The following is a 19,748-nucleotide window of genomic DNA, read 5'->3' as shown; positions in this document are numbered from 1 at the left end:
AGACCGACATCGCGGAGTCCCTAAGGAGGTGCCGACCACGATTCAACGAAGTGCAATCTGTCTTTTACCGAAATTCTCTGGAAGGAAAACTCAGACATGATACGAAACAAAAAATTGCATCGACCGGTTCGGGCGCTGATTAATGCCGTTGCCATTTCCGGCGGACTCGCTTTGGCTGCGGGCGTGGCCCCGGTTGCAGCGCAAGCAGCACCGTCGCCTGGCCCGGGTGTCGACTACAGCCTCAACAGACCGCATGGGGGCGGCCACGGCGGGGGCGGCCACGGCGGGGGCGGACGCGGCGGGGGCGGCCACGGCAACGGCGGACGCGGCGGCAACGCCTACGGCGGAGGCCATGGATTTTACCCGCCGCCCCCCCTGCCTCACCTCTGCGTGCCGTTCCTGCCTTGCCGATGACGAGATAAAGCGGTCGCGGGTACGGCATACCGTTGCGCGAGCGGCGGTATGCCGTGCTCTTCGGTTTTCGTGCGTCGGCGTCGCGCTGAGTTCCTTTCACTCGGGGCCCGCTGAGAACCGGTCCAGGCACTCGACGCCATTGGTCGGCTAGCGTGTTCGCTGGTGTTGCGGTCCAGCGTGGTTGGCTGTGCCGGGCGCAGTGCCTGCCAGGCGTCGATCGCCTGTCTCAGAAGAGGTCGACGGGTTTGGTGAACGCGGTACCGGACGTGTGGACGGGCACGTCGAGCAGGCAGACGGCCTCTTCGGCGAGCACGTCGGGTGAGTCGGCAGGAATGGGCTGACCGTTGTGTTGCCAGCGCACGCAGCCAACGCGCAGTAAAAGACAGCTCGTCGCCGCGCAGGCCGCTGAACAGCCAACTCAGCGTGATCGCCCGGATCAGCTCGATCGGGAGGGTGTGGGCCGAGTTGCCCGGCAGATGATCGGGGGCGAGGTTCTTAATCGCGCTGGAAATGCTGGAGGCTCCTGACCTTGGAAACGAGGATGCAGGTATGCCGGAAGAGCCTCCTGGGAAGCCGACGACACGCCGATACAGTCCGGAAGAGAAGCCGCCGAGGTGCGGATGGTGCGGGTGTTGCGCGCCGAAATGGGTAACGAGCAGGGAACCGGGCAACGGGGTGGCCCGTCTGCTCGGCTACGGCGTCGAGTCGGTGCGAATGTGGTTGCGCCAGGCAGATATCGATGACGGATTAGCTCCAGGGGTATCGACCGCAGAGTCAGCGCGGGTCAAGGAACTCGAGCAGGAGAACCGAGAACTCGAGCGCGCGTTGAGATTCTGAAGCGGACGGTGAGTATCTTCGGAGCCGAGCGCGACCGCCAACACGAGAAATAGTCGACTTCATCGGGCGCCTCGGCGACCACCGCACCGCACGCTCACGAAACTCGTCGGGGTACTCGCTGACGCGTCCCATAAGTCAGGTGCTCTAAAGATCGAGAGTCTTTGGAAACGCCGGGCGGGCGAGTCACCCCGAATCAGAGACGATTCGACACACACCCACCATTTCGCCGGCCTTCGTGTTTCCCGCAAGTCATTCAGCGGTGGGCCGTAAGTGATTATTACGGTCGAGGCGGTGCAAGGCGGCTGCAGACATCAAGCCGATGAGAAGCAGTCCTGCCCAGACGAGTTCGCTCCATCCAATGTCTCGCGCAGCGCCCAGGATGGAGCCGGCGGCCAGGTTTCCGAAGAGAATGCCGACGCCGATAATGGTGTTGTAGAACCCGTAATGGGTAGCCACCAGCCGTCCCTTGCTCAGTGATATGACGGTATCCATCTCGAACGGGAAGACGGCAGCTGAGCCGACTGCCAGTAGGGCCGCCGACACGAGCAGCGCGGCCACCGCTACGCCGGTTCCGAGCCGGTCTGCGTCGGGGAACACGGCCAGCGGTACGAAGGAAATGGCCAGCACCATCATTCCGATGACCAGACTGTGCCCGGCTCCCCATCGGGCGGCGAACCAGCGGGTGATACGCAGCTGTCCGGCCACCGCGACAACTCCGGAGACGGCGAAAATCGCCGCCACGAGCAAAGATTCGCTCTGCGGTGCCAGATACTTGGCCTGTAAGGGCAGGGTGAGGTAGATCTGGAACGACAATACGTAAGAGCCGATCATCGCCGCTGCGAACAGCAGAAACGACCGATTTCTCACCACTGTTCGCCAGTCGTCGATGATGGAGGTCTTCTCCAAGACCTGGTCCGCGCTGTGTTGGGGTAATGCCATCAATTGCGCGACGGTCAAGACCGCGAACACGATCGCGGCAGCCAGTGCGGTGATGCGAAAGTCGAGCACCATCAACGCGACTCCCACCAGCGGGCCGAGCAGAATTCCGGCCTGGTAGAAGATATTGAACAATGCAAACGCTTCCAACCGCCGCTCGCCAGCATCGGCGGCGAGGTAGGCGCGTACCGCGGGATTGAACAAGGCGCCTGCGAAACCCGTTGCGGCCGAGGCGATGAGAACGAAGGGCAGCGACTCGGCAAAGGCCAGCAGCGCGAATCCCCCGGTGCGAAGCAGACACCCCGCCACAATCAGCGGTTTGTAGCCGAGCCTGTCTGCCAGTGTGCCGCCGACGATGAACATGCCCTGCTGTGAGAAATTACGTACGCCCAGTACGAGACCGATCGCCCAGGCCGCCAGCCCTAACGGACCGGCGAGGTAGCCGGCCAGGTACGGCATGAGCATGTAGAAGCCGAGGTTGATGCCGAACTGGTTGATCATCAACATCCGGCTCGGCAGATCAAAGCTGCGGAATTGGCCGATGACGCCCATCACCGCGTTCCGGCGGCCGGGTCGATGACGACGGGGCACCGGGTCCATGACTGCACGACGCGTTCGGTGGGGTGACTGATGAAAGCAGGCTCTTTCGGCGGCTCGACGTCGAGCAAACCGTGCTCGCGGCAGTAATCGTCGTTATAGATGGTGTCGAAGTACCGTTGCGGCCCGTCCGGGAATACCGCAGCGATGGTGGTGTCGCGGGTGTGTGTCCGGACGGCCCAACCCGCAACTAGTGCGACCGCCCCGACACTCCAGCCGCCACTGACGTAGTGGGTCGACGCGAGGGCACGACACGCCCATACCGCCTCTGCGGGAGCAACCCAATGCACTTCATTGAAGGCTGGATAGTCCACGTTTCCGGGGTAAATGCTGGATCCGAGGCCGCGCATCAGCCGCGTGGCGGCTGGTTGCCCGAAGATGGTGGACCCGATGGTGTCCACGCCGATGAGCTCGAGGTCACGGTTGTATTCGCGCAGCACCCGCGCCACCCCGGCCGAGTGTCCACCGGTCCCTACCGAGCACACCAGTACGTCAATATTTCCTAACTGAGTAATGAGTTCTAAGGCCAGCGGTCGGTAAGCGTCGACGTTGTCCGGGTTGTTGTACTGGTCCGGATACCAGGTATGTGGATCTTCGGCCAACAGCTCGGCGACCCGATCCTTGCGCGCCTGCTGCCACCCGCCGACCGGATGAGGCTCAGCGACCAGATCGAGGTGCGCGCCGTAGGCAGTGAGCATGCGCTCAATGATCGGCTCCATGCCGGTATCGGTGACCACGGTCACCGGATGCCCGTACACGGTTCCGGCCAGCGCCAAACCCAAACCCATTGTGCCGCTGGTAGATTCGACAATTCGCGCACCCGGTAGCAGGTCTCCGCGCGCCCGAGCTTGTTCCACCATATGCAGCGCGGGACGGTCCTTCATACCACCGGGATTGAGTCCCTCGAGCTTTGCCCAGAAGCCGCGGTCTGGGTCACTGAACGGCGCGGACACCCGCAGCACCGGCGTGGTGCCGACAATCGTGTTCGCCCGCCCTTGCGTGCCCAAAGCAACAGGCTGAGAAGGGTTGTTCTCAGAAGATAGAGCAGAGTCCATGATCATCGCTTCTGCTTGAAGCCGCGGCACAGCGCGGCAGCTGACAATGACGGAAGTCACCAACCGTGATAGCAGCAGAGCCATCGGTTTGACGAAGACCGGTCAGCGACGACTGATACACAACCGGGACAAAATCTGTCTGCCGGTCAATGAAGCAGCGAGCCGACCGGGCGGCGCCCGCATCATCGGTGACAGCATGGCCGCCAGCCACCCGGCAACGGCGATGCCGGCCATCGTGATGAAATCGGAACCGGCAAGCGGCGCGATTCGCGGTAAGACCGCCGCAGCAGACATGTCCGACGCACAGATGGACCCAGGTTCAATATGGTCGTAACCGGTCAGCGCGATAGAACGATCCGCAGATGCCGATACCGAGTAATCGGAACGGACCGGGGAGGTTTCACACCAAGGCAGGGCGACTTTGGCGCCCAAGACGAGTACCACCGCCACGCCGAACACGAGAACGGTGGACTTCAGGTAAAGGCGCGTCAGGGTGCCGCTGAAACTTGCAATGACCCGACTGTAACAGCACCACGACCCGAGAAACGGAACCGCGCAGCCGACCTGTGCATTACGCATCAACACCTCTTGAAGCCCTACTTTGTTGCGAAAGAACGCACGGCTTGAGGCAGGCAGGGGCTTGTACCGACTCGGGCCGCCCGGCCCGGAGACAAGCCCTATGCGGCCGCAGAACGCATGCGAGTCGTGCGAAGATTCCATGGTCATCGCTCAAGCGCGGTCAATGGAGACGAAAGGATCGGCAGCAGGCATCATGGACGGATGGAAACAGTGCCGCAGACTTCAGTGACCGGCGCCGGCCATCGGGCATTGGTGGTCGACAACGAGGTCTCGCTAGCCGGCGTGGTCGCCAGTTATCTCGAGCACGAGCAATTCGAAGTGTGTATCGCTCACGACGGTTACGATGCGCTCACTTTGGCCCGCGCGTTCCACCCCGATGTCGTTATTCTTGATCTGGGTTTGCCGGGCATCGACGGCATCGAAACCTGCCGCCAGCTACGCACCTTCTCCGACGCCTATGTTGTGATGTTGACCGCCCGCGACAGCGAGGCGGACACACTGATCGGATTGTCGGTGGGCGCCGACGACTATGTGATCAAGCCCTTCAGGCCCCGCGAACTCATCGCCCGCATCCTCGCGATGCTACGCCGACCGCGTACTACGGAGCCACGGAGTGGAGACGGCACCGAAACCGCAGCCGACTAGCAGCAGTCGCTTCGGCGCGTTCTTCGTGCACTTCTCGCTTGGATGCAACTCGACTGAACACGGAATGCCGAAAGCTCAAGCCTTCGCGCAGGCTGCCACGGCTCGGCGCAGACCTCGTAATGCTATGCGGGAACCTAGAATGCGACCCAGAAGGAGCAGTCGACCGAGTGACCTCTAGCATCGCGACAACAGGCTTGCCCCGCGGTAGAGCTTGGATGGGAGTGCAGCTTGTCAAGACCGGCTCGGCAAAGCCTTCGGCAGACAGTCGACCGAACACGGCGACGAGCAGTTGCACCGCGACCGACCGTTACCGACGTCGAATATCGATGGGAATTGGCCAATGAGTGACAACACCACACCGGGGCCTCAACCGCGCCGGTTTTTGCGCCGGCCCAGCATCGGGCTGCGCCTACTGCTCGCCCAGACACTGGTGCTCACCGCCGGTGCGGTGGTCACCTGGGCAATTGCCGCCGTAGTGGGACCGCGGATCTTCAAGGAGCACATGCACGACGCGGTGCCCGTCGGCTCGTTCCTGGAAACACATGCCGACCACGCGTATCGAGGGGCCACCGCCGTGGCCGTCGGCGGCGCCCTTGCCATTTCCGCGCTGATGGCACTGGCGGTCAGTTGGTACGTCAGCCGGCGGCTGCAACGATCTGTCACCGAGGTCGCCGCCGCTGCGACCGCGGTTTCCCACGGCCGATACGACATCCGGGTTTCACCTACCCGCCTCGACGAGGATTTCGACATGCTCGTTGACTCGTTCAACCAGATGGCGGCCCGACTACAGACCGTCGACGCTACCCGGCGCCAGTTGTTCAGCGACCTGGCCCACGAGATTCGCACACCCGCCTCGGTGCTGGATGCCTACGTGGACGCGCTCGAAGACGGCGTGCGGTCGCTGACCCCACAGACCACCGCGATGCTGCGCGACCAGACCCGCCGGCTAGTGCGGTTTTCCGAGGACACTGCTGCACTTGCCCAAGCCGAAGAGAGCGCCTTCTCGATGGCCTTCAGCTGGATCGACGTGCGCGAGTTGATCGATGCCGCCGTGACGGCCGCGCAAGAACGCTATCGAAGCAAACATATCGATCTAGTCGTCACATCACCTAAGACCCTGCCCCGGCTGTGGGGGGACCCGCAACGGTTATCTCAGATCCTAGGCAACCTGGTCGACAACGCACTGCGCCACACGCCGCCAGGAGGACGTGTCGAAGTCCGCGCGGCTGTGGACGGCGCGCAGTTCACGCTTTCGGTCGTCGACAGCGGTGAGGGCATCCCGGCCGAACACCTACCCCATGTGTTCGAACGGTTCTATCGAGCCGATCTCGCCCGCGACCGGGGCTACGGCGGAGGCGGAATCGGACTAGCCATCGTCAAGGCGCTGGTCGAGGCCCACAATGGCCTCGTCGTCGCGGCCAGCGACGGCATCGGGAAAGGCGCCGCGTTCACCGTCACCCTGCCGCTGGGTGCATCGGGTGTCGAGCGCACCGCTGAAACCGCGGCACCGGCCGGCGAGAGAGCCGGCTCTGCATAGCTGGATCGGGCGGCCTCAGTACCGGGGAAGTATCGGGGATTCGCCCACTGGAGCATTAAGAATCAATGACGGTGTAGGTGGCGGCGCCTGCCGGTGGTTCATCCATGCCATCATTAAACGGGCAGCGCTGCCAAGGCCGGGCAGTTGTCCGGAAGAATCTTGGTCTGGCGTCAGCACTGGGTGCCCATCGGGCTTACCGGCTTACTATCGGCCAACTCATAGAAAGGAGCGGTGGCATGCCCGTCACTTCGGCAGCAGTAGCGGACGATGATGCGCCCGCAGATGGACCTAGAACTTTCCGGGACCGCCTACAAACGGTCGTGAGGTACGACTTTCCGGCGTCGATCGTGGTCTTTCTGGTTGCCGTGCCGTTGTCGATCGGGATCGCGATCGCCTCGAACGCACCGATCATGGCGGGACTGATCGCCGCAGTCGTCGGCGGCATCGTCGCTGGTGCGGTGGGTGGAGCGCCGCTGCTTGCATCGGGGCCGGCCGCCGGCTTGACCGTGGTGGTAGCGGAGACGGTGAACACCTTCGGTTGGAAGACCACCACCGCGATCGTCGTCGGTGCCGGGCTGCTGCAAATAATCTTTGGTGTGAGTCGGCTCGCGCGAACGGCGCTGGCCATATCGCCGATTGTGGTACACGCGATGCTCGCCGGGATCGGCATCACGATCGCGCTGCAACAGGTTCACGTACTGCTCGGGGGCAGTTCTCGAAGTACGGTGTGGGACAACTTGATTCAATTGCCAGCTCAGCTGCGGTCTCCCCACCTGAGCGACATCTTCGTGGGGGTCGTTGTCATCGCGATCATGCTCACCTGGAAACGAACCCCGGCCCGGCTGCAGATACTTCCCGGTCCGCTGGTCGCAATCGTCGCCGCGACGCTGATATCCTTCGTGCCGACGCTGAACGCCGACAGGATCGAACTCGACGGTTCGATCCTCGACGCGATCGGCTTGCCGACTCTGCCGGAGGGCGGCTGGGTGCCGTTTGTGTTGGCTGCGCTCACCATCGCGTTGATCGCCAGCGTGGAAAGCCTGCTGTCAGCAGTTGCGGTCGACAAGATGCATAGCGGCCCGAAAGCCGACCTGGACCGTGAGCTCATCGGTCAGGGCGCTGCCAATGTGGTGTCGGGGATGGTCGGCGGCCTGCCAGTAACGGGTGTGATCGTCCGCAGCGCGACCAATGTGGCGGCTGGTGCTCGTACACAGGCTTCGTCGATTTTGCACGGCGTGTGGGTGCTGCTGTTCTCCGTGTTGCTGGTCGGTCTGGTACAGCAGATCCCGAAGGCCGCCCTCGCGGGGTTGCTGATCGTGATCGGCATTCAGTTGGTCAAGTTGGCACACATTCGGCTGGCCTGGCGTACCGGCGACCTGGCTGTGTATGTGATCACGGTCGCCGGAGTTCTGTTCCTGAACCTGCTGGAAGGCGTCGCCATCGGCATCGCCGTCACCCTCGTCGTCGTGTTGTGGCGGGTGGTGCGCGCCTCGGTTCATGCCGAACCGATCGACGAGGAGCATCACGAATGGCGTGTCACTCTCGAAGGAACCCTCAGTTTCCTTTCCTTGCCGCGGCTAACGCGGGTGCTGGCCTCAATTCCGTCGGGCAGCAGCGTCACCGTGGAGCTCACGGTCGACTTCCTTGATCACGCTGCATATGAGGCCATCGAGGAGTGGGCTCGACGGCACCGCTTGGCCGGCGGCTCGGTCTGCATCGACGAAATCGGCGAAACCTCGTTGACGGCGGCGACCGCAGGACCGCCGATTCGCCGGTCGCACGGAGCGATAGCTCGTGGATTGTTGCCATGGCGCGCCAACGGCCACCACAATCACAGACACACCGGTTCCACGCTCAGCCCGGTGTTGGATGGCATCGCCCGCTACCACCGCCTGCACGCCCCACTGCTTCGCGAACACCTCAACGAGATGCCCGACGGGCAGCAACCGCACGCTCTGTTCCTGACCTGTGCCGACGCTCGCCTGGTGCCCAACGTCATCACCGGTAGCGGGCCGGGCGATCTTTTCACCGTGCGCAACCTCGGTAACCTCGTCCTGCCGAACTCCACTGACTTGTCGATGGAGGCCGCCTTGGCGTACGGGATCATCGAAATGAACGTCAATACCATAATCATCTGCGGCCACTCAGAATGTGGAGCGATGAGGGCATTGCTCTCCGAGGCTGGCGGCCGAGACGACATTCCTGCCGCTGTCGCGGAATGGATCGAGCAGGCGCTGCCCAGCCTCGATGCGTTCCGCGCCGGTCACCCCGTCGGCCGGGTGGCGGCAGAGCACGGATATGACGTCTGCGATCAGTTGGCAATGGTCAACGTGGCTCGGCAGGTCGAGAACTTGACGGGTCATCCCGTGGTGGGTCCTGCTTTGGAAGAGGGGCGACTGGAGGCATTGGGCCTATTCCTCGACGTCGCCTCGGGCCGGGTCCTGCGCATTACGGGGAGCGACGTCGAGAATCTCGTCCCAGCGCACAGCTGACTCTTCCACCATGCTGATCCGGGCCTGCTCGGCCAAGGCGGTGAAGTAGATCGGATGGCCCTTGGTGGCGAGCTCGGCGCAGCCGTCCTCGATCCTGATCAGGGCGTTTTAACTCACGCGGGCGCCTATTGGGGGCCACAGGCAGGTATCGCGGTTGATCCCACGCTTATTTCCTACACGTTGCACATATGTCACATTGATGTCTTTCTGGTGTGCACAAGAATATGGCCCTGCTCACACGTAAGCCACCTCGATGCAGTCCGGCGGCATGGTCATTGGCGAGACTTGAGCACTGAGAGCCTGTCGCCGAAATGTTGAGCGTAGTGGACTAGCCGCAGTCAATTGCCGTGTCCATCAGGGGAAAGGCAATCGGCTTGCGTCGGCCAAACGCGGTACTCCACGAGCGTCGGCTGAACGATTCTGGCCCGAGTTTGTCTCGTCACTTCGGGATACCTCCCGCCTCTACTCGTTAACTTGATGTAACCAACTCGGCACGGGGGGCACACGCGTCGTATCTTGGGGTTGCTCTTTCACCGCAACGACAGGAAAAGAACTAGCTGGGGCCGACGAACTTCGTGCCACACGAAGGTTGGTCTTGCTATGCACAATCGTGCGTTCGTACGTCGCTCAGCCCGCAACAGGAAGCAAGGAGATCACGTGGCACTGCTTAGAACAATCATTGGGGTGGCTCCGCTTGCGTTGACCGCTTGCATCTTCGCGCCTGCGACTGCGCACGCCGAGCCAATAGATATGGCGCCGAAGAGTTTCAGCAAGGAAACGCGCGATGGTTGGCACCTGAATATCCGAATCGACCGTGAGACGGTGAATTCGGTACCGAATCTGGCTGCAGCCGCAAACTCAAGGGAAGCATTCGTCACGTTCGACGCGACGGCCACTGCGACTGGTGGATCAGGTCCGATCACAGATAGCCTCTTCATCGCCGGCTACCAGCTCGGCTGCCAGACCGACGTGTCGACCGGTCTGCAGATCGGTGGTACAGGCGGCGTTGCGCCGACGGTGGGAGTCGGCCTCCCTGACCCGTCGTTAAGTGCCGGTCTGAGCTCTGGTGTGGCGGGATTCGTCCAGACGGTTCTGCAGCCGGGCGTGATTGTCGATCTCCCGTTGACCAACATGGCCCTCAGCGACGGTGGCACCGGCATGCTCGACGTCGACAATTTGCACATCAAAGCCGATGCTTGCGGCGGCGATGTCACCGTCCGTTCGTACGCTTACCTGCGAGTCTCGACGGACACGGCTCACAGCAATTTCGCCATTTACGGCGACCCGATCAAGATCTAAGGTGAGGCCATGAAATGCACGAAGCGAAGAGTGTTCGGTGCGGTGACTGGTGTGACCGCGCTGTTCACTCTCGCCCCGCTACCCACGGCGGCCGCCCAGCCTGCGCCACCACCGCCGCCGTTCTTCCCCTCTCCCACTCTTGGTAGTCTGCCGATAGTGCCAGGTAGTTACAGCGCTACCTACTACGTGATTCTGCCGCCGTCACCGGCGACCACCGATTCGCGGGGTCTGAACGTCGCCAGCAACGCCGACGCTGCGTCGGCGGCGTACGGGCTGCCTGGCAGCAAACTCGGCAACCTTCCTCATAAGTCCAACCCTCTCACCTCGACGAATACGCGTTACGGGCTCTCCGCTCTTGGGTCACATCCCCCGGCACATACCCCAGGTGTGAACGCCACCGGTGTGGGACACAACCCGCTGCTAGAGGACCCCAGCGGTCAACCACCCGAGGGCACTCCCGCAGCTGAGTCGGAAGCTCCTCTCGAAGCCTCCACGCCCGCACCACCGGTCTTGGAGGACCCAAGCGGCCTGCCACTAGGAGCCCTTGAATCGGGTGGCTAGTGGACCTTGGTCGCTAGTGAACCTTGGTTGCTAGGGCTTTACGAGCTGTCGTGAGTTTTCAGGCTGCGTTCGGCAGGAGTCGTGCGTGGTCGATCGTTTCTGCGTTCGAATGTCGCTGTTTCGCAATGCTTTTCGTATTGGTGGTTGAGCTGGCGGCTGGTCAGCGGCCAGCAGGGGTCACAGCAGCCGGTCGTGGATTTTGGTGTAGAAGATCGCAAACCGCAGTCCGTCGCCAGTGAGCTGGTAGCGATTCTTGCCCGGAACCCCAACCACGAATGCCCACCCGCCCAGCCGACCCGGTGAGCGATCACCGTGGCCGGCATCGACGGATACCTCCGTAGCGGCGCCCGTACCGCCGGCTCGACCTGCGCCCGCGCCGACGATGTCACCGGCGCCCGCTCATAGCGTGGTGGCGATTCCGAATGAACCGCGTCGGCAACGGAATTACGCGACAGCTTCAGCCCTCGCGCGATCTCAGACTGCGACAAACTTCTCCGACCGATACAACGGACGACAACCTCGGCCCAATTCTCCATAGTGATCACTCTCCAATCAGAAGGGTGCTCACTTTCACCCCGGGATCACCTGCTCACTTTTCGACCGGAGAAGACATTTTCGGACGGCGTCGGATCTTCTCGCGGCCGAGATGGACCGGCCACACCACTACGCTGGAAATGTGAATCCACGGTTCCAGAGGCTGTTTTGGGCCGCCCCCTCTCGCCGATATTGACGACTGGCTGGTCGGGCTCGCTGTCGAGCATCGGCGCGGCCGCACTTCGGTATCGGCTATCCGTACCGAAAACCGCTAATTGTTCGCGCAGGACGGCGAGATGGGCCAGATAGTCTCCGTATAGCGCCAGCGCGATCGTCGCGCAGAATCTTGTCCGAAACCTGCTGGGCGAGCTGCTTGCGCCACGGCTCAGCGGTGGCACGGTGGCATACTGACAGCATGATCGATCGGCGAGGGTTCCTGACGTTGTCCGCCGCCGCCGGCCTGACGGTCGCCTGCTCGCGGCCGTCCGAATCGGCCAGCAGCGCCGTCGACGTCACTCTCAAGCCGACCGCCACCGAGATCGACCTAGGCGGCGTCACCGTGAGCACCTGGGCATACGGCAATGAGGTCCCGGGCAAGGAGATCCGCGTTCGCAAGGGCGAGACGCTACGTGCCCAGGTGGAAAACCAGCTACCGAGCGACACTACGATTCACTGGCATGGTGTGGCGCTCCGCAACGACATGGATGGTGTGCCGGTGCTCACTCAGCCGCCGATCCCGTCCGGCCAGCGCTTCACCTACGAGTTCGTCGTGCCTGATGCCGGGACGTACATGTACCACTCCCATGTCGGCACCCAACTGGATCGAGGGCTGTACGGTCCGTTGATCATCGAGGACCCCTACGAGCGCACCGATTACGACGACGAGCTGATAATCATGCTCGACGACTGGATCGACGGCACAGGCACCGACCCCGATCAGGTTTTGGCAGACTTGAAGAAGACCGGCATGGCAGACATGGGCGAAATGGCCGAAATGGGTGCTGATGCTGGCGTCACGCCGACCAGACCGCTCGGCGACGACGGCGGGGACGTCATTTACCCCTACTACCTTATCAACGGCAGGGTCGCGGCAGATCCGAAGTTGCTGAATTTTCGTGCTGGGCAACGCATTCGGCTGCGGGTGATGAACGTCGCGTCCGACACCGCGTTCCGGGTAGCGGTGCCCAACCATGTTCTCAACGTCACCCATACCGATGGCTTTCCGGTGGTCCCGGCGCAGGCCGAGTCGGTGATCCTGGGTATGGGTGAGCGGGTGGACGCCACGATCACGCTCGGCGCCTCGGTTCCGGTGGTCGCTGCCGCCGAGCAGAAAGATGGCTACGCACAGTTGAACATGCGCGTCAATGGCACACCGAGCGGTGTCAACGTCGCCAAATTCGTCGCCGCCTTGCGGAGCGGCATCCCCTTGGACACCTCACAGTTGATCGCCACGCCGGAAGTTCAACTACCGCAACGCGATCCGGACGACGTCATCGACATGCGGCTAGCCGGCCCGGTGGACCGCTACGACTGGCCGATCAACGGCAAGCTGTACGATCCGCCGAACGACGGCTACCCTATCCGGGGCGGCCAGCGGGTGCGCATACGCTATGTCAACGAGTCCAAGATGTTTCATCCGATGCATCTGCACGGCCACACGTTTCAGGTCGTTCGGCCCACCGGGCGCACGGCCCGCAAAGACACAGTATTAGTGCCGCCGCTGCAAACCGTCGAAGTCGACTTCGACGCCGATAACCCCGGTCGGTGGCTCGTCCACTGCCACAACACGTATCACCTTGAGGCCGGCATGGCGACCTTCGTCCACTACACCTAACGGCTAGCCACCCTTGCAAGCAATCGCTGGATTTCCGGGTCTTGAGCCGCGTTGATATCGTTGGCCAACGACGCCACGCGCGGGTCGATTTCCCGCTTGGCCAGCAGCATGTCGCTCATCTCCATTGCTTGTTGGTGGTGCGGGATCATTCCCTGCGCGAAGGTGACATCGGCGTCGTTGTTGGCCTGCGCCTGCCGTCGTGGAGATCTTGCCCAACCCAGCGGCGGTCCGGAGGTTGGCGACCGCGGTGGTGATCGAGGCGCACGACGAGTGGCAGGTCACCCGCCGCTACGTTTCCGATGTCATCATGGACGACTCAGAGTCGTCATCGCCGTCAAGGATCGCGCTGCGCTACAACACGCCGCGCCGGAATCGTTGACACCGAAACTCGAAAACGCTTGACATGCAACATAACTTGTTGATTACGAACCAGGATGGTTCACCGATCCGAGAACTACACCACTCCACGGGATGCTACCGCCGCGGGTCAGTCGCAGAACAGCGAGACCTGGATCGTTTTGCTGACAGTGATCGGAACCAGCCGGGATCTGTTGCCGGTTCCCAACCTCACCAAACGAGTGATCTCAGTCGGGTTGCGGACGCTCGTTACGGTGCATTCGCCGGGCGCTGCGCTCCCAACCCGATCGATGTTGACTGTATAGCCGTCGGCATTCAGCTGTCTGATGGACTCCAAGTCGGAATCGGCTGACGCGACGCCCGCCGGTGCAGCGACAACACCAGATACGACGATGGACGCCATGGCGAGAATGCTCTTACGCATAGCCTCGCCTCCCATTCTGGATTGACTTATGCGAATATGTCTATGTTATACCCCGAGTCTGCTGAACGGCCGCTGCGCGCGACCGGGTAAGCGACGCCGAGATCGCTGATGAGCAATGGGTCATCGCCCTGTTCGACGCGCATCGCGAGAGGACTGCAGTTCGGTTACAGGTACTTCCCGGGGAAGCACCAACCACTGTTAAGCCGATAGCCGACGTTCCGCATGGCGGCTCTGCTCGACCCGCCGGTGTGGAGCCTGCTGCGAACGAAAGCTCTGGACTGTTGGCACTGTGACCCAACAAATCGAGGATCGCGATCATCACCGGATCGCACGCACCCACCACCTCGCCGACGCCGAACCGCGCCCTGGTACTTGACCCCCGGTCGAGTACGAAGTAATTACGACCACACCGGCCAGTCGGGCGCGTGACCGGAACAGTCATCTAGCCGTGCACCGGACCCCATCACGGTCTACTATCCAGATACGTAGATAATGCCTAGTCGAAGGAGACTTCGTCATGGACATGGCAATGTGCGCTTGCTGCGAAGCGATGGCCGCCGCGGCGGCATGCTGCCCGGGGGCACCAATGCCCCCTCCACCTCCCCCGCCGCCGATGTAGCGGTCGCCCGACTGCCTGCTCGCAGCTGCGTATCCGTAGACGGCGCCGCAGAAGATCGTCGGTACCATCGCCATTTCCGCCGTGCTGCCGGGATCAAGGCTGTCTGCTTAGTGTGCCTGTTGTGCCTGATGCTTCGGTGCCGATGAATCTTGTTGTCGGGCGGAATAGTTCACCGTCGGGGTGGTGTTGACTTCGTGATCTTGCGGAGTTGTTCCTCGTGCTGCTTGACGGCTTCGGCGAGCGATTCGACGGCGGTGCGAAGGTGAGCTACTTCGGTGGCGAGTCCAGTCAGGGTTCGGGCGTCTGTTTGTCGGGTCCGGTGTTCGTCGACGATGGCGGCGGAGTTGCTGGCGCGGTAGAGCGTTGCGCGGCTGATCTGGGCATGGTCGGCGACGGCGGTGAAGGTGATCGGGTGGCCCTTGGTGAACTCGGAGCAGACCCGCTCGACCCTGATCAGGGCGTTCTCGCTCATGCGGGCGCCGCTTGGGCGGGGAGCGCATCGAGTCGCGAGATGAGCTTGCGATGTCGATCTGCTTCGTCGATCCATCCGCGTTGTTCGGCGTCTGCGGCCAGATCCTGGGTGCCGACGCGTTGGGCTGCGAGAACTCCGAGGTGTGGAGTCCGTGTGAAAGCTGGGGCAGTGCTCGCAGATGTTGGCGTAGGGGCATGAACCTTGTGCCGGTGCTCGCAGGCAGTAGCCGCCGGCGAGCCGTGACTTGATGGCCGGTGCATCATGGCCATTGAAAACTTTGGGAGGATACTTGAAGGCGGGCCCAGAGCCGCTGGCCGTTGGGAGGGTCGTCATGTCGCTCAAGCCGAGATACGTCGCGGCGACGTTGTTGGCCGGGGGGGCCGCCGCGTCGATCGCCGTGGCGCCGATCGCTGTCGCCCACATTCCGCGGGCCGGTGACCAGAACGCCCGCGACACCATCGCACACCTCGAAGCGGAGGGCTATAACGTGCGGATCAACTGGGTCATGCGCAGTCTGGCCCCGTTGTCTATGTGCTCCGTTAATGCTGTCCGCGTCCCTGACCGTTCGCGGGATAGCGCAGAAACGTTTACGACCGTATACGTTGACGTATCGTGCCCGAGCGTCGGGGAGTGAAATCTGACGTGGTGTCGACGATGCTCTGGCTTGGGTGACCCGCGCGCGCTCGCCAAGATCGCGACCGTGACACTGAACGCGATCACCCTCCGCACCAGGACTGGCGCGTCCGGTGAAGCGCTACACCGGCTGATCGAAGTGACCGTCGACGCGGTCCGCATACCACGGACCGGCGGAGGTTAACGTTAACCGGCCGGCGTCGGCCCCGGTGGACTGACCGGCGGCGGCCCGGGTGAAACGATCGACGGTTGATCGGGCAAGTCCTGTCCCAGCCCAGCCGGAATCGCAGTACCGGGTGGGGGCGCGGTACCAGGCAGCGGCTCACCGAGCTGATCTTGTGGCATCTGACCAAGAAGCCCGCCTTTCAGACGGCCGTCGCTATACATCGCACGCAGGCGCCTGAGGTAATCCAAGCCGGAGATGTCCGCATTCTCGTCGCCCGGCGCCACCCCGAACACCGTTCCCTGGCCGGGCGCCGCGGGATCGACGTTCTGGGGGAGCAGGTAGGCGTTGTTGAACGCGTTGAGGTTCGGCGGCGTTCCGGGGGGGCCGCCCGGTGGCGAGGGAATTGGATTCTGGCCCAGCATCAAGTCGTTGCCGACGGTCGGGTCGGGCATCTCGGGTAGGCCAAGAGGGCCAGCGGCAGGAGCCCCAATTTGCGCCAATCCTGAAAGCCCATTCGGCCCTAAAGGCGCGCCGATGATCGGTATCGTCGGCCCTTGCGGCGGCGGGACCGGAATCGCCGGATCAGCGGGCGGCGCGGGGGGGTCCGCGGCGGCGGGCGCCGTGTGGGCGACCGCCGCACCGACGGCGAGTGTGCCGGTCACCACCATGCTCGCGATCACGTCCTTGGCGACCGCCCCGCGATCTCGGCTACTCATGGCTGGCATCTCCTTCGGCTCGGATACCCACGCTCCACCTCTGATGTTCAGACGGTCTTGGTGACGCCGTAATAGGCGACGATGTCGTTGGTGTCCGTGGTCGAGCTCGTCAATACCGCGAACGACCGCAGGAACGACTGACCGACGCAGCCGTCGATCTTGATGTGAACATCCTTGACGGTGACCCGGGCGTCCTGGGCCTTGAACTTCTTCTCGGTCACCGACACGGTGGTCACCTCGCCCGGCTTGGGCTGGACTTCAAACGTACCGCTGATCGGGAGCGAGGCGCCGGTAGGTACGAGACCTGCCAGCGTCGACCCCGACGTGCCTATGCCGATCTGGCCAGCCAGCCTGATCCTTTCCAGTTCGATGCCGCAGCCGATCTGATAGCCGACCTCTAGCTTTCCGCCGTCCAACGTGGTGTTACCCGAGCCCGTGATCGACCCGGTGAACGTGGCGCCCACAAGATATTCACGTGACGACAGCGCGGTAGTCAGCGGCGCCACCGGCAGCTGGGTCTCGTTCCCCGCAGCCACCGTCAACTGCCAGCCGTCCGGGGTCGTGACGATTCCCGGCTGCTCCGACGGGACGGCGCCGGTGTCCGGCGGGGGGCCGGCGTTTGCGACGGGTACCGGCGGCGGGTTGGGATTTGGCTCCGCTGCGGCGAGCGGAGCTGTCGCGGTCGGGACCAGCATGCAAACAGCGGCCAGAGTGGCTAAACGATTAAACATTGTGCGGCGGCGCCTCTCGTCGTCGGAATCCAAAGAAACTGTTCCGCCGAATGATCGGTGGACCAGGTAACTAAACGGTGAACGGATGAACAACACTTGCCACCCGAAACTATCGAGTGCGCGTCTCTCAAGCTGGTAAGCCACCTCTGAAATGGATTCGCTGGATAACGGCACGCGTGAACCATTGGCGCGGCTTGATCGCGCCGCGGCCAGCCGGCGACGCACCGTGGCCCACGAGACCGCTTCGGCCACTGCGCGATCGATCACGTCGGCAGACAGTTCAGTGCGTGACCACGGTGACGGACACGCCTGTGTCGGCGGGAGGCGAACCGGCGCCTCGATCCCTGAAACCACGAGGTCTCGCTGCATGAGCGGCTTTCGCGGCGAAACCAAATCAACGCCGGCACAGCCGCGCTTGCGAAACCGCATCACACGGCCTTGGTGACACCGAGATAGGTGATGACGTCCTCGGTGTTCTCGGTCGAGCTAGTCAGCGTCGCGTACGACCGGATGAACGACTGACCGGCGCATTGGTCGACGCCAATGCGGAAACCGTTGATCGTGACCCGAGTTTCATTCCCCTCGAACTCTTTCTCGTCGACCGCAACCGTGGACACGGTGCCGGGACGGAGGTCTATTCTTCCCCGGTATGTGAGGTTCGGAGCGAAGGACGGATCGGTGTCAGCAAACGGTATGCGGATCGAAGGGGTAATACCGGCCCCGACAAGAGTTTCGATAGTATTTTGCGTGATGCCGCAACCGATCTGATACCCGGCCTCCAGTTTTCCGCCCTCCAGCTCGGTGTTACCCGAGCCCGTGATCGACCCGACGAACGTGCCGCCCACGAGGTATTCGCGCGACGCCAGCGAGGTAGTCAGCGGCGCCACCGGCAGCTGGGTCTCGGCCACCGCGGACACCGTCAAATGCCAACCGTCCGGGGTATCCAAGACCCCCGGTGCCGCGGGCGGAACGGCCCCGTTGTTAGGCGGGGGTGGAGGTGCGGCGTTTCCCGCCGGCTCCACCGCGGGATCCGGGGGCGGTTCGGCCGACGCGAGTGGCGCCGCCCCACCCGGGATCAGCATGCAGACGGCGGTCAAGGTGGCAAAACGATTCGGCATGGTTGCGGTGACGCCTCTCGTGGTCCGAATTCAAGGGAACTGTCGCGTCGTATGATTGAGTGGCCGAGTGTCCAAACGGTAAACGGACCGAAAACAGTTCATGCCACATACCCATCGAGGGCGCCTCTGGCTGTCCGCGGCATCGAATGGATACCGCATAGGCACCCAGCGTTGAGCGGCGGTTCATCATTTGGTGAGCTGTAGAATCGACCATTCGTTATATGCAACCATGCCTTGTACCTGACCATGAGAGCTCTCTGTCGATCACTGCGGCCTCGTATTCGCCTGACTCTGCTGTGGTCTCGCACGCAGAGCCGCTCAACGGCGGTAAGGGCAAGATCAGCTGGTCCGGTGGCGCGGCAACGCCCGCGATCAGGCCGACACGGCAGGAGAAATTGTTGAGGTCATCACATGTTTGCGAGCGCGCGTTGGCCGCGTCTCTCATCGCGTTTGGCATCGGGCTAGCGGTCGCCCCAACCGCATCCGCCGACCCCAACGACGCAGAACAGACGGACACGCCGGCTCCGGGTATCGTAACGGCCCCCGCGCCGACCTCGGACAACGTCACTCCCGCGGCGGCGGTGGCCTGCAAGCAGTTCGCCACAACGCTGGATTTCGCCGCGACCTACTACTCGAGTTTCGCCGACGCCACCGAAGGTACGGACCTTCCCGATTACAGAGATCCGACTGTCAGGAACAGTAACGTGACCGGTCGGACCGCGCTACGGAAAGCGGCGGCCGCGGCCATGACCGCGTCGACGACACCGGGTCTGCAGCCCGAGATCGCCGCGCCGATGCGGGCATGGTCAGTGGACGCGACGAAGCTCCTGTTGATCATGGGACTCCGCGGCGGCGGTGACACCCTTGACAATGCGGCCACCGAGCTCAACAACGACGCCTACGACGCCCAAACGGCGTGTGCCGCCGCAGGAACGCACGCCTGAGGTTAGCCCCGTCGTCGTCAGAGGAGCTTGGACAAGAACGACTGCGTCCGTTCATGTTTGGGGTGGAAAGAGCACCTCGCCGAGGCTGCCGCTTCGAGAAGCGTAGGACACTGATATGGGGAGTGTTTTGTCAAGTGGGCAGAGTGAACCGGCGGCCGCAACCGTCGTCAACACGCACACGGCGTCGGCTTCCACCTGAGGGGGACCCGTTTGGTGGTCCAGTCGCTATGCGGCTTGGGGTTGGTGGG

The 19,748-nt window shown here is 62.9% G+C and carries 16 protein-coding genes and 5 pseudogenes; 10 read left to right on the top strand and 11 right to left on the bottom strand.

Features of this window, described 5'->3' with window-relative positions; all coding sequences use genetic code 11:
• Positions 1-640: 640 nt before the first annotated feature.
• Entirely contained in the window at positions 641-775 is a 135-nt protein-coding gene (locus M1248_RS07835; RefSeq protein WP_317147987.1) for a hypothetical protein, read from the bottom strand.
• A gap of 188 nt (positions 776-963) precedes the next feature.
• Between M1248_RS07835 and M1248_RS07830 the strand changes: the two are divergent.
• Positions 964-1,315, top strand: a pseudogene (locus M1248_RS07830) (transposase); the annotation flags it as partial.
• Between the two features lie 185 nt (positions 1,316-1,500).
• On the opposite strand, the gene M1248_RS07825 reads toward M1248_RS07830, so the two are convergent.
• The 3 genes from M1248_RS07825 to M1248_RS07815 all read right to left on the bottom strand — a co-directional run bounded on the left by M1248_RS07825 (position 1,501) and on the right by M1248_RS07815 (position 4,565).
• Entirely contained in the window at positions 1,501-2,739 is a 1,239-nt protein-coding gene (locus tag M1248_RS07825; RefSeq protein WP_317148149.1) for an MFS transporter, read from the bottom strand.
• Positions 2,739-3,839 (bottom strand): PLP-dependent cysteine synthase family protein, encoded by a 1,101-nt coding sequence (locus tag M1248_RS07820; RefSeq protein ID WP_317147986.1) that lies wholly within the window; start codon positions 3,837-3,839, stop codon positions 2,739-2,741. The genes M1248_RS07825 and M1248_RS07820 overlap by 1 nt, the downstream gene beginning before the upstream one ends.
• A 102-nt stretch (positions 3,840-3,941) precedes the next feature.
• Positions 3,942-4,565, bottom strand: a complete 624-nt coding sequence (locus M1248_RS07815; RefSeq protein WP_317147985.1) for a hypothetical protein — start codon at positions 4,563-4,565, stop codon at positions 3,942-3,944.
• 54 nt (positions 4,566-4,619) lie between these two features.
• On the opposite strand from M1248_RS07815, the pseudogene M1248_RS07810 reads away from it, so the two are divergent.
• The 4 genes and pseudogenes from M1248_RS07810 to M1248_RS07795 form a co-directional block, all read left to right on the top strand.
• Positions 4,620-5,018 (top strand): annotated as a pseudogene (locus M1248_RS07810) (response regulator transcription factor); the annotation flags it as partial.
• A gap of 385 nt (positions 5,019-5,403) precedes the next feature.
• Positions 5,404-6,600 (top strand): sensor histidine kinase, encoded by a 1,197-nt coding sequence (locus M1248_RS07805; RefSeq protein ID WP_317147984.1) that lies wholly within the window; start codon positions 5,404-5,406, stop codon positions 6,598-6,600.
• Positions 6,601-6,836: 236 nt separating this feature from the next.
• Positions 6,837-9,092 (top strand): bifunctional SulP family inorganic anion transporter/carbonic anhydrase, encoded by a 2,256-nt coding sequence (locus M1248_RS07800; RefSeq protein WP_317147983.1) that lies wholly within the window; start codon positions 6,837-6,839, stop codon positions 9,090-9,092.
• Positions 9,093-9,842: 750 nt separating this feature from the next.
• On the top strand, positions 9,843-10,391 hold the full coding sequence (locus M1248_RS07795; RefSeq protein WP_410506639.1) for an MspA family porin: 549 nt from the start codon (positions 9,843-9,845) through the stop codon (positions 10,389-10,391).
• Positions 10,392-11,215: 824 nt separating this feature from the next.
• Here M1248_RS07795 and M1248_RS07790 read toward each other — a convergent pair.
• Positions 11,216-11,488: pseudogene (locus tag M1248_RS07790) on the bottom strand (IS21 family transposase); the annotation flags it as partial.
• Positions 11,489-11,901: 413 nt separating this feature from the next.
• Here M1248_RS07790 and M1248_RS07785 point away from each other — a divergent pair.
• A complete protein-coding gene (locus M1248_RS07785) occupies positions 11,902-13,320 on the top strand; it encodes a multicopper oxidase family protein (protein WP_317147981.1) in 1,419 nt (472 codons plus the stop codon).
• A 20-nt stretch (positions 13,321-13,340) separates the two neighbouring features.
• Here the strand turns inward: M1248_RS07785 and M1248_RS07780 are convergent.
• Positions 13,341-13,517, bottom strand: a pseudogene (locus tag M1248_RS07780) (DUF305 domain-containing protein); the annotation flags it as partial.
• On the opposite strand from M1248_RS07780, the pseudogene M1248_RS07775 reads away from it, so the two are divergent.
• Positions 13,517-13,722: pseudogene (locus M1248_RS07775) on the top strand (IS256 family transposase); the annotation flags it as partial. The pseudogenes M1248_RS07780 and M1248_RS07775 overlap by 1 nt on opposite strands.
• Positions 13,723-13,807: 85 nt before the next feature.
• On the opposite strand, the gene M1248_RS07770 reads toward M1248_RS07775, so the two are convergent.
• On the bottom strand, positions 13,808-14,080 hold the full coding sequence (locus M1248_RS07770; RefSeq protein WP_317147980.1) for a hypothetical protein: 273 nt from the start codon (positions 14,078-14,080) through the stop codon (positions 13,808-13,810).
• 809 nt (positions 14,081-14,889) lie between these two features.
• The gene (locus M1248_RS07765) at positions 14,890-15,192 is read right to left on the bottom strand and encodes a hypothetical protein (RefSeq protein WP_317147979.1); all 303 of its coding nucleotides are present in this window, start codon (positions 15,190-15,192) and stop codon (positions 14,890-14,892) included.
• A gap of 331 nt (positions 15,193-15,523) precedes the next feature.
• On the opposite strand from M1248_RS07765, the gene M1248_RS07760 reads away from it, so the two are divergent.
• Together M1248_RS07760 and M1248_RS07755 are read left to right on the top strand one after the other, a co-directional pair.
• Positions 15,524-15,826, top strand: a complete 303-nt coding sequence (locus tag M1248_RS07760) for a hypothetical protein (protein ID WP_317147978.1) — start codon at positions 15,524-15,526, stop codon at positions 15,824-15,826.
• A 30-nt stretch (positions 15,827-15,856) separates the two neighbouring features.
• Positions 15,857-16,009 carry a hypothetical protein gene (locus tag M1248_RS07755; protein ID WP_317147977.1) on the top strand — a complete coding sequence of 51 codons (153 nt, stop codon included), beginning with the start codon at positions 15,857-15,859 and terminating at the stop codon, positions 16,007-16,009.
• Positions 16,010-16,011: 2 nt separating this feature from the next.
• Here the strand turns inward: M1248_RS07755 and M1248_RS07750 are convergent, their stop codons facing one another.
• The 3 genes from M1248_RS07750 to M1248_RS07740 form a co-directional block, all read right to left on the bottom strand.
• Positions 16,012-16,707 (bottom strand): hypothetical protein, encoded by a 696-nt coding sequence (locus M1248_RS07750; RefSeq protein ID WP_317147976.1) that lies wholly within the window; start codon positions 16,705-16,707, stop codon positions 16,012-16,014.
• A gap of 47 nt (positions 16,708-16,754) precedes the next feature.
• Positions 16,755-17,438, bottom strand: a complete 684-nt coding sequence (locus tag M1248_RS07745) for an MspA family porin (RefSeq protein ID WP_410506638.1) — start codon at positions 17,436-17,438, stop codon at positions 16,755-16,757.
• Between the two features lie 428 nt (positions 17,439-17,866).
• The gene (locus M1248_RS07740) at positions 17,867-18,556 is read right to left on the bottom strand and encodes an MspA family porin (protein ID WP_317147974.1); all 690 of its coding nucleotides are present in this window, start codon (positions 18,554-18,556) and stop codon (positions 17,867-17,869) included.
• A gap of 296 nt (positions 18,557-18,852) precedes the next feature.
• Here M1248_RS07740 and M1248_RS07735 point away from each other — a divergent pair, with 296 nt between their 5' ends.
• Entirely contained in the window at positions 18,853-19,500 is a 648-nt protein-coding gene (locus M1248_RS07735; RefSeq protein ID WP_317147973.1) for a hypothetical protein, read from the top strand.
• Positions 19,501-19,748 lie beyond the last annotated feature (248 nt).

This window comes from Mycobacterium sp. 29Ha (genome assembly GCF_032883055.1).
Taxonomy (GTDB): Bacteria; Actinomycetota; Actinomycetes; order Mycobacteriales; family Mycobacteriaceae; genus Mycobacterium; species Mycobacterium gallinarum.
This window is presented reverse-complemented; position numbering and strand designations above follow the sequence as displayed.

Coding starts and splice junctions, on each gene's coding strand:
- M1248_RS07825 (WP_317148149.1), bottom strand. CDS start 2,739: ATGGGCGTCATCGGCCAATTCCGCAGCTTTGATCTGCCGAGCCGGATG.
- M1248_RS07820 (WP_317147986.1), bottom strand. CDS start 3,839: ATGGACTCTGCTCTATCTTCTGAGAACAACCCTTCTCAGCCTGTTGCT.
- M1248_RS07815 (WP_317147985.1), bottom strand. CDS start 4,565: ATGACCATGGAATCTTCGCACGACTCGCATGCGTTCTGCGGCCGCATA.
- M1248_RS07805 (WP_317147984.1), top strand. CDS start 5,404: ATGAGTGACAACACCACACCGGGGCCTCAACCGCGCCGGTTTTTGCGC.
- M1248_RS07800 (WP_317147983.1), top strand. CDS start 6,837: ATGCCCGTCACTTCGGCAGCAGTAGCGGACGATGATGCGCCCGCAGAT.
- M1248_RS07795 (WP_410506639.1), top strand. CDS start 9,843: ATGGCGCCGAAGAGTTTCAGCAAGGAAACGCGCGATGGTTGGCACCTG.
- M1248_RS07785 (WP_317147981.1), top strand. CDS start 11,902: ATGATCGATCGGCGAGGGTTCCTGACGTTGTCCGCCGCCGCCGGCCTG.
- M1248_RS07770 (WP_317147980.1), bottom strand. CDS start 14,080: ATGGCGTCCATCGTCGTATCTGGTGTTGTCGCTGCACCGGCGGGCGTC.
- M1248_RS07765 (WP_317147979.1), bottom strand. CDS start 15,192: ATGAGCGAGAACGCCCTGATCAGGGTCGAGCGGGTCTGCTCCGAGTTC.
- M1248_RS07760 (WP_317147978.1), top strand. CDS start 15,524: ATGTCGCTCAAGCCGAGATACGTCGCGGCGACGTTGTTGGCCGGGGGG.
- M1248_RS07750 (WP_317147976.1), bottom strand. CDS start 16,707: ATGAGTAGCCGAGATCGCGGGGCGGTCGCCAAGGACGTGATCGCGAGC.
- M1248_RS07745 (WP_410506638.1), bottom strand. CDS start 17,438: ATGTTTAATCGTTTAGCCACTCTGGCCGCTGTTTGCATGCTGGTCCCG.
- M1248_RS07740 (WP_317147974.1), bottom strand. CDS start 18,556: ATGCCGAATCGTTTTGCCACCTTGACCGCCGTCTGCATGCTGATCCCG.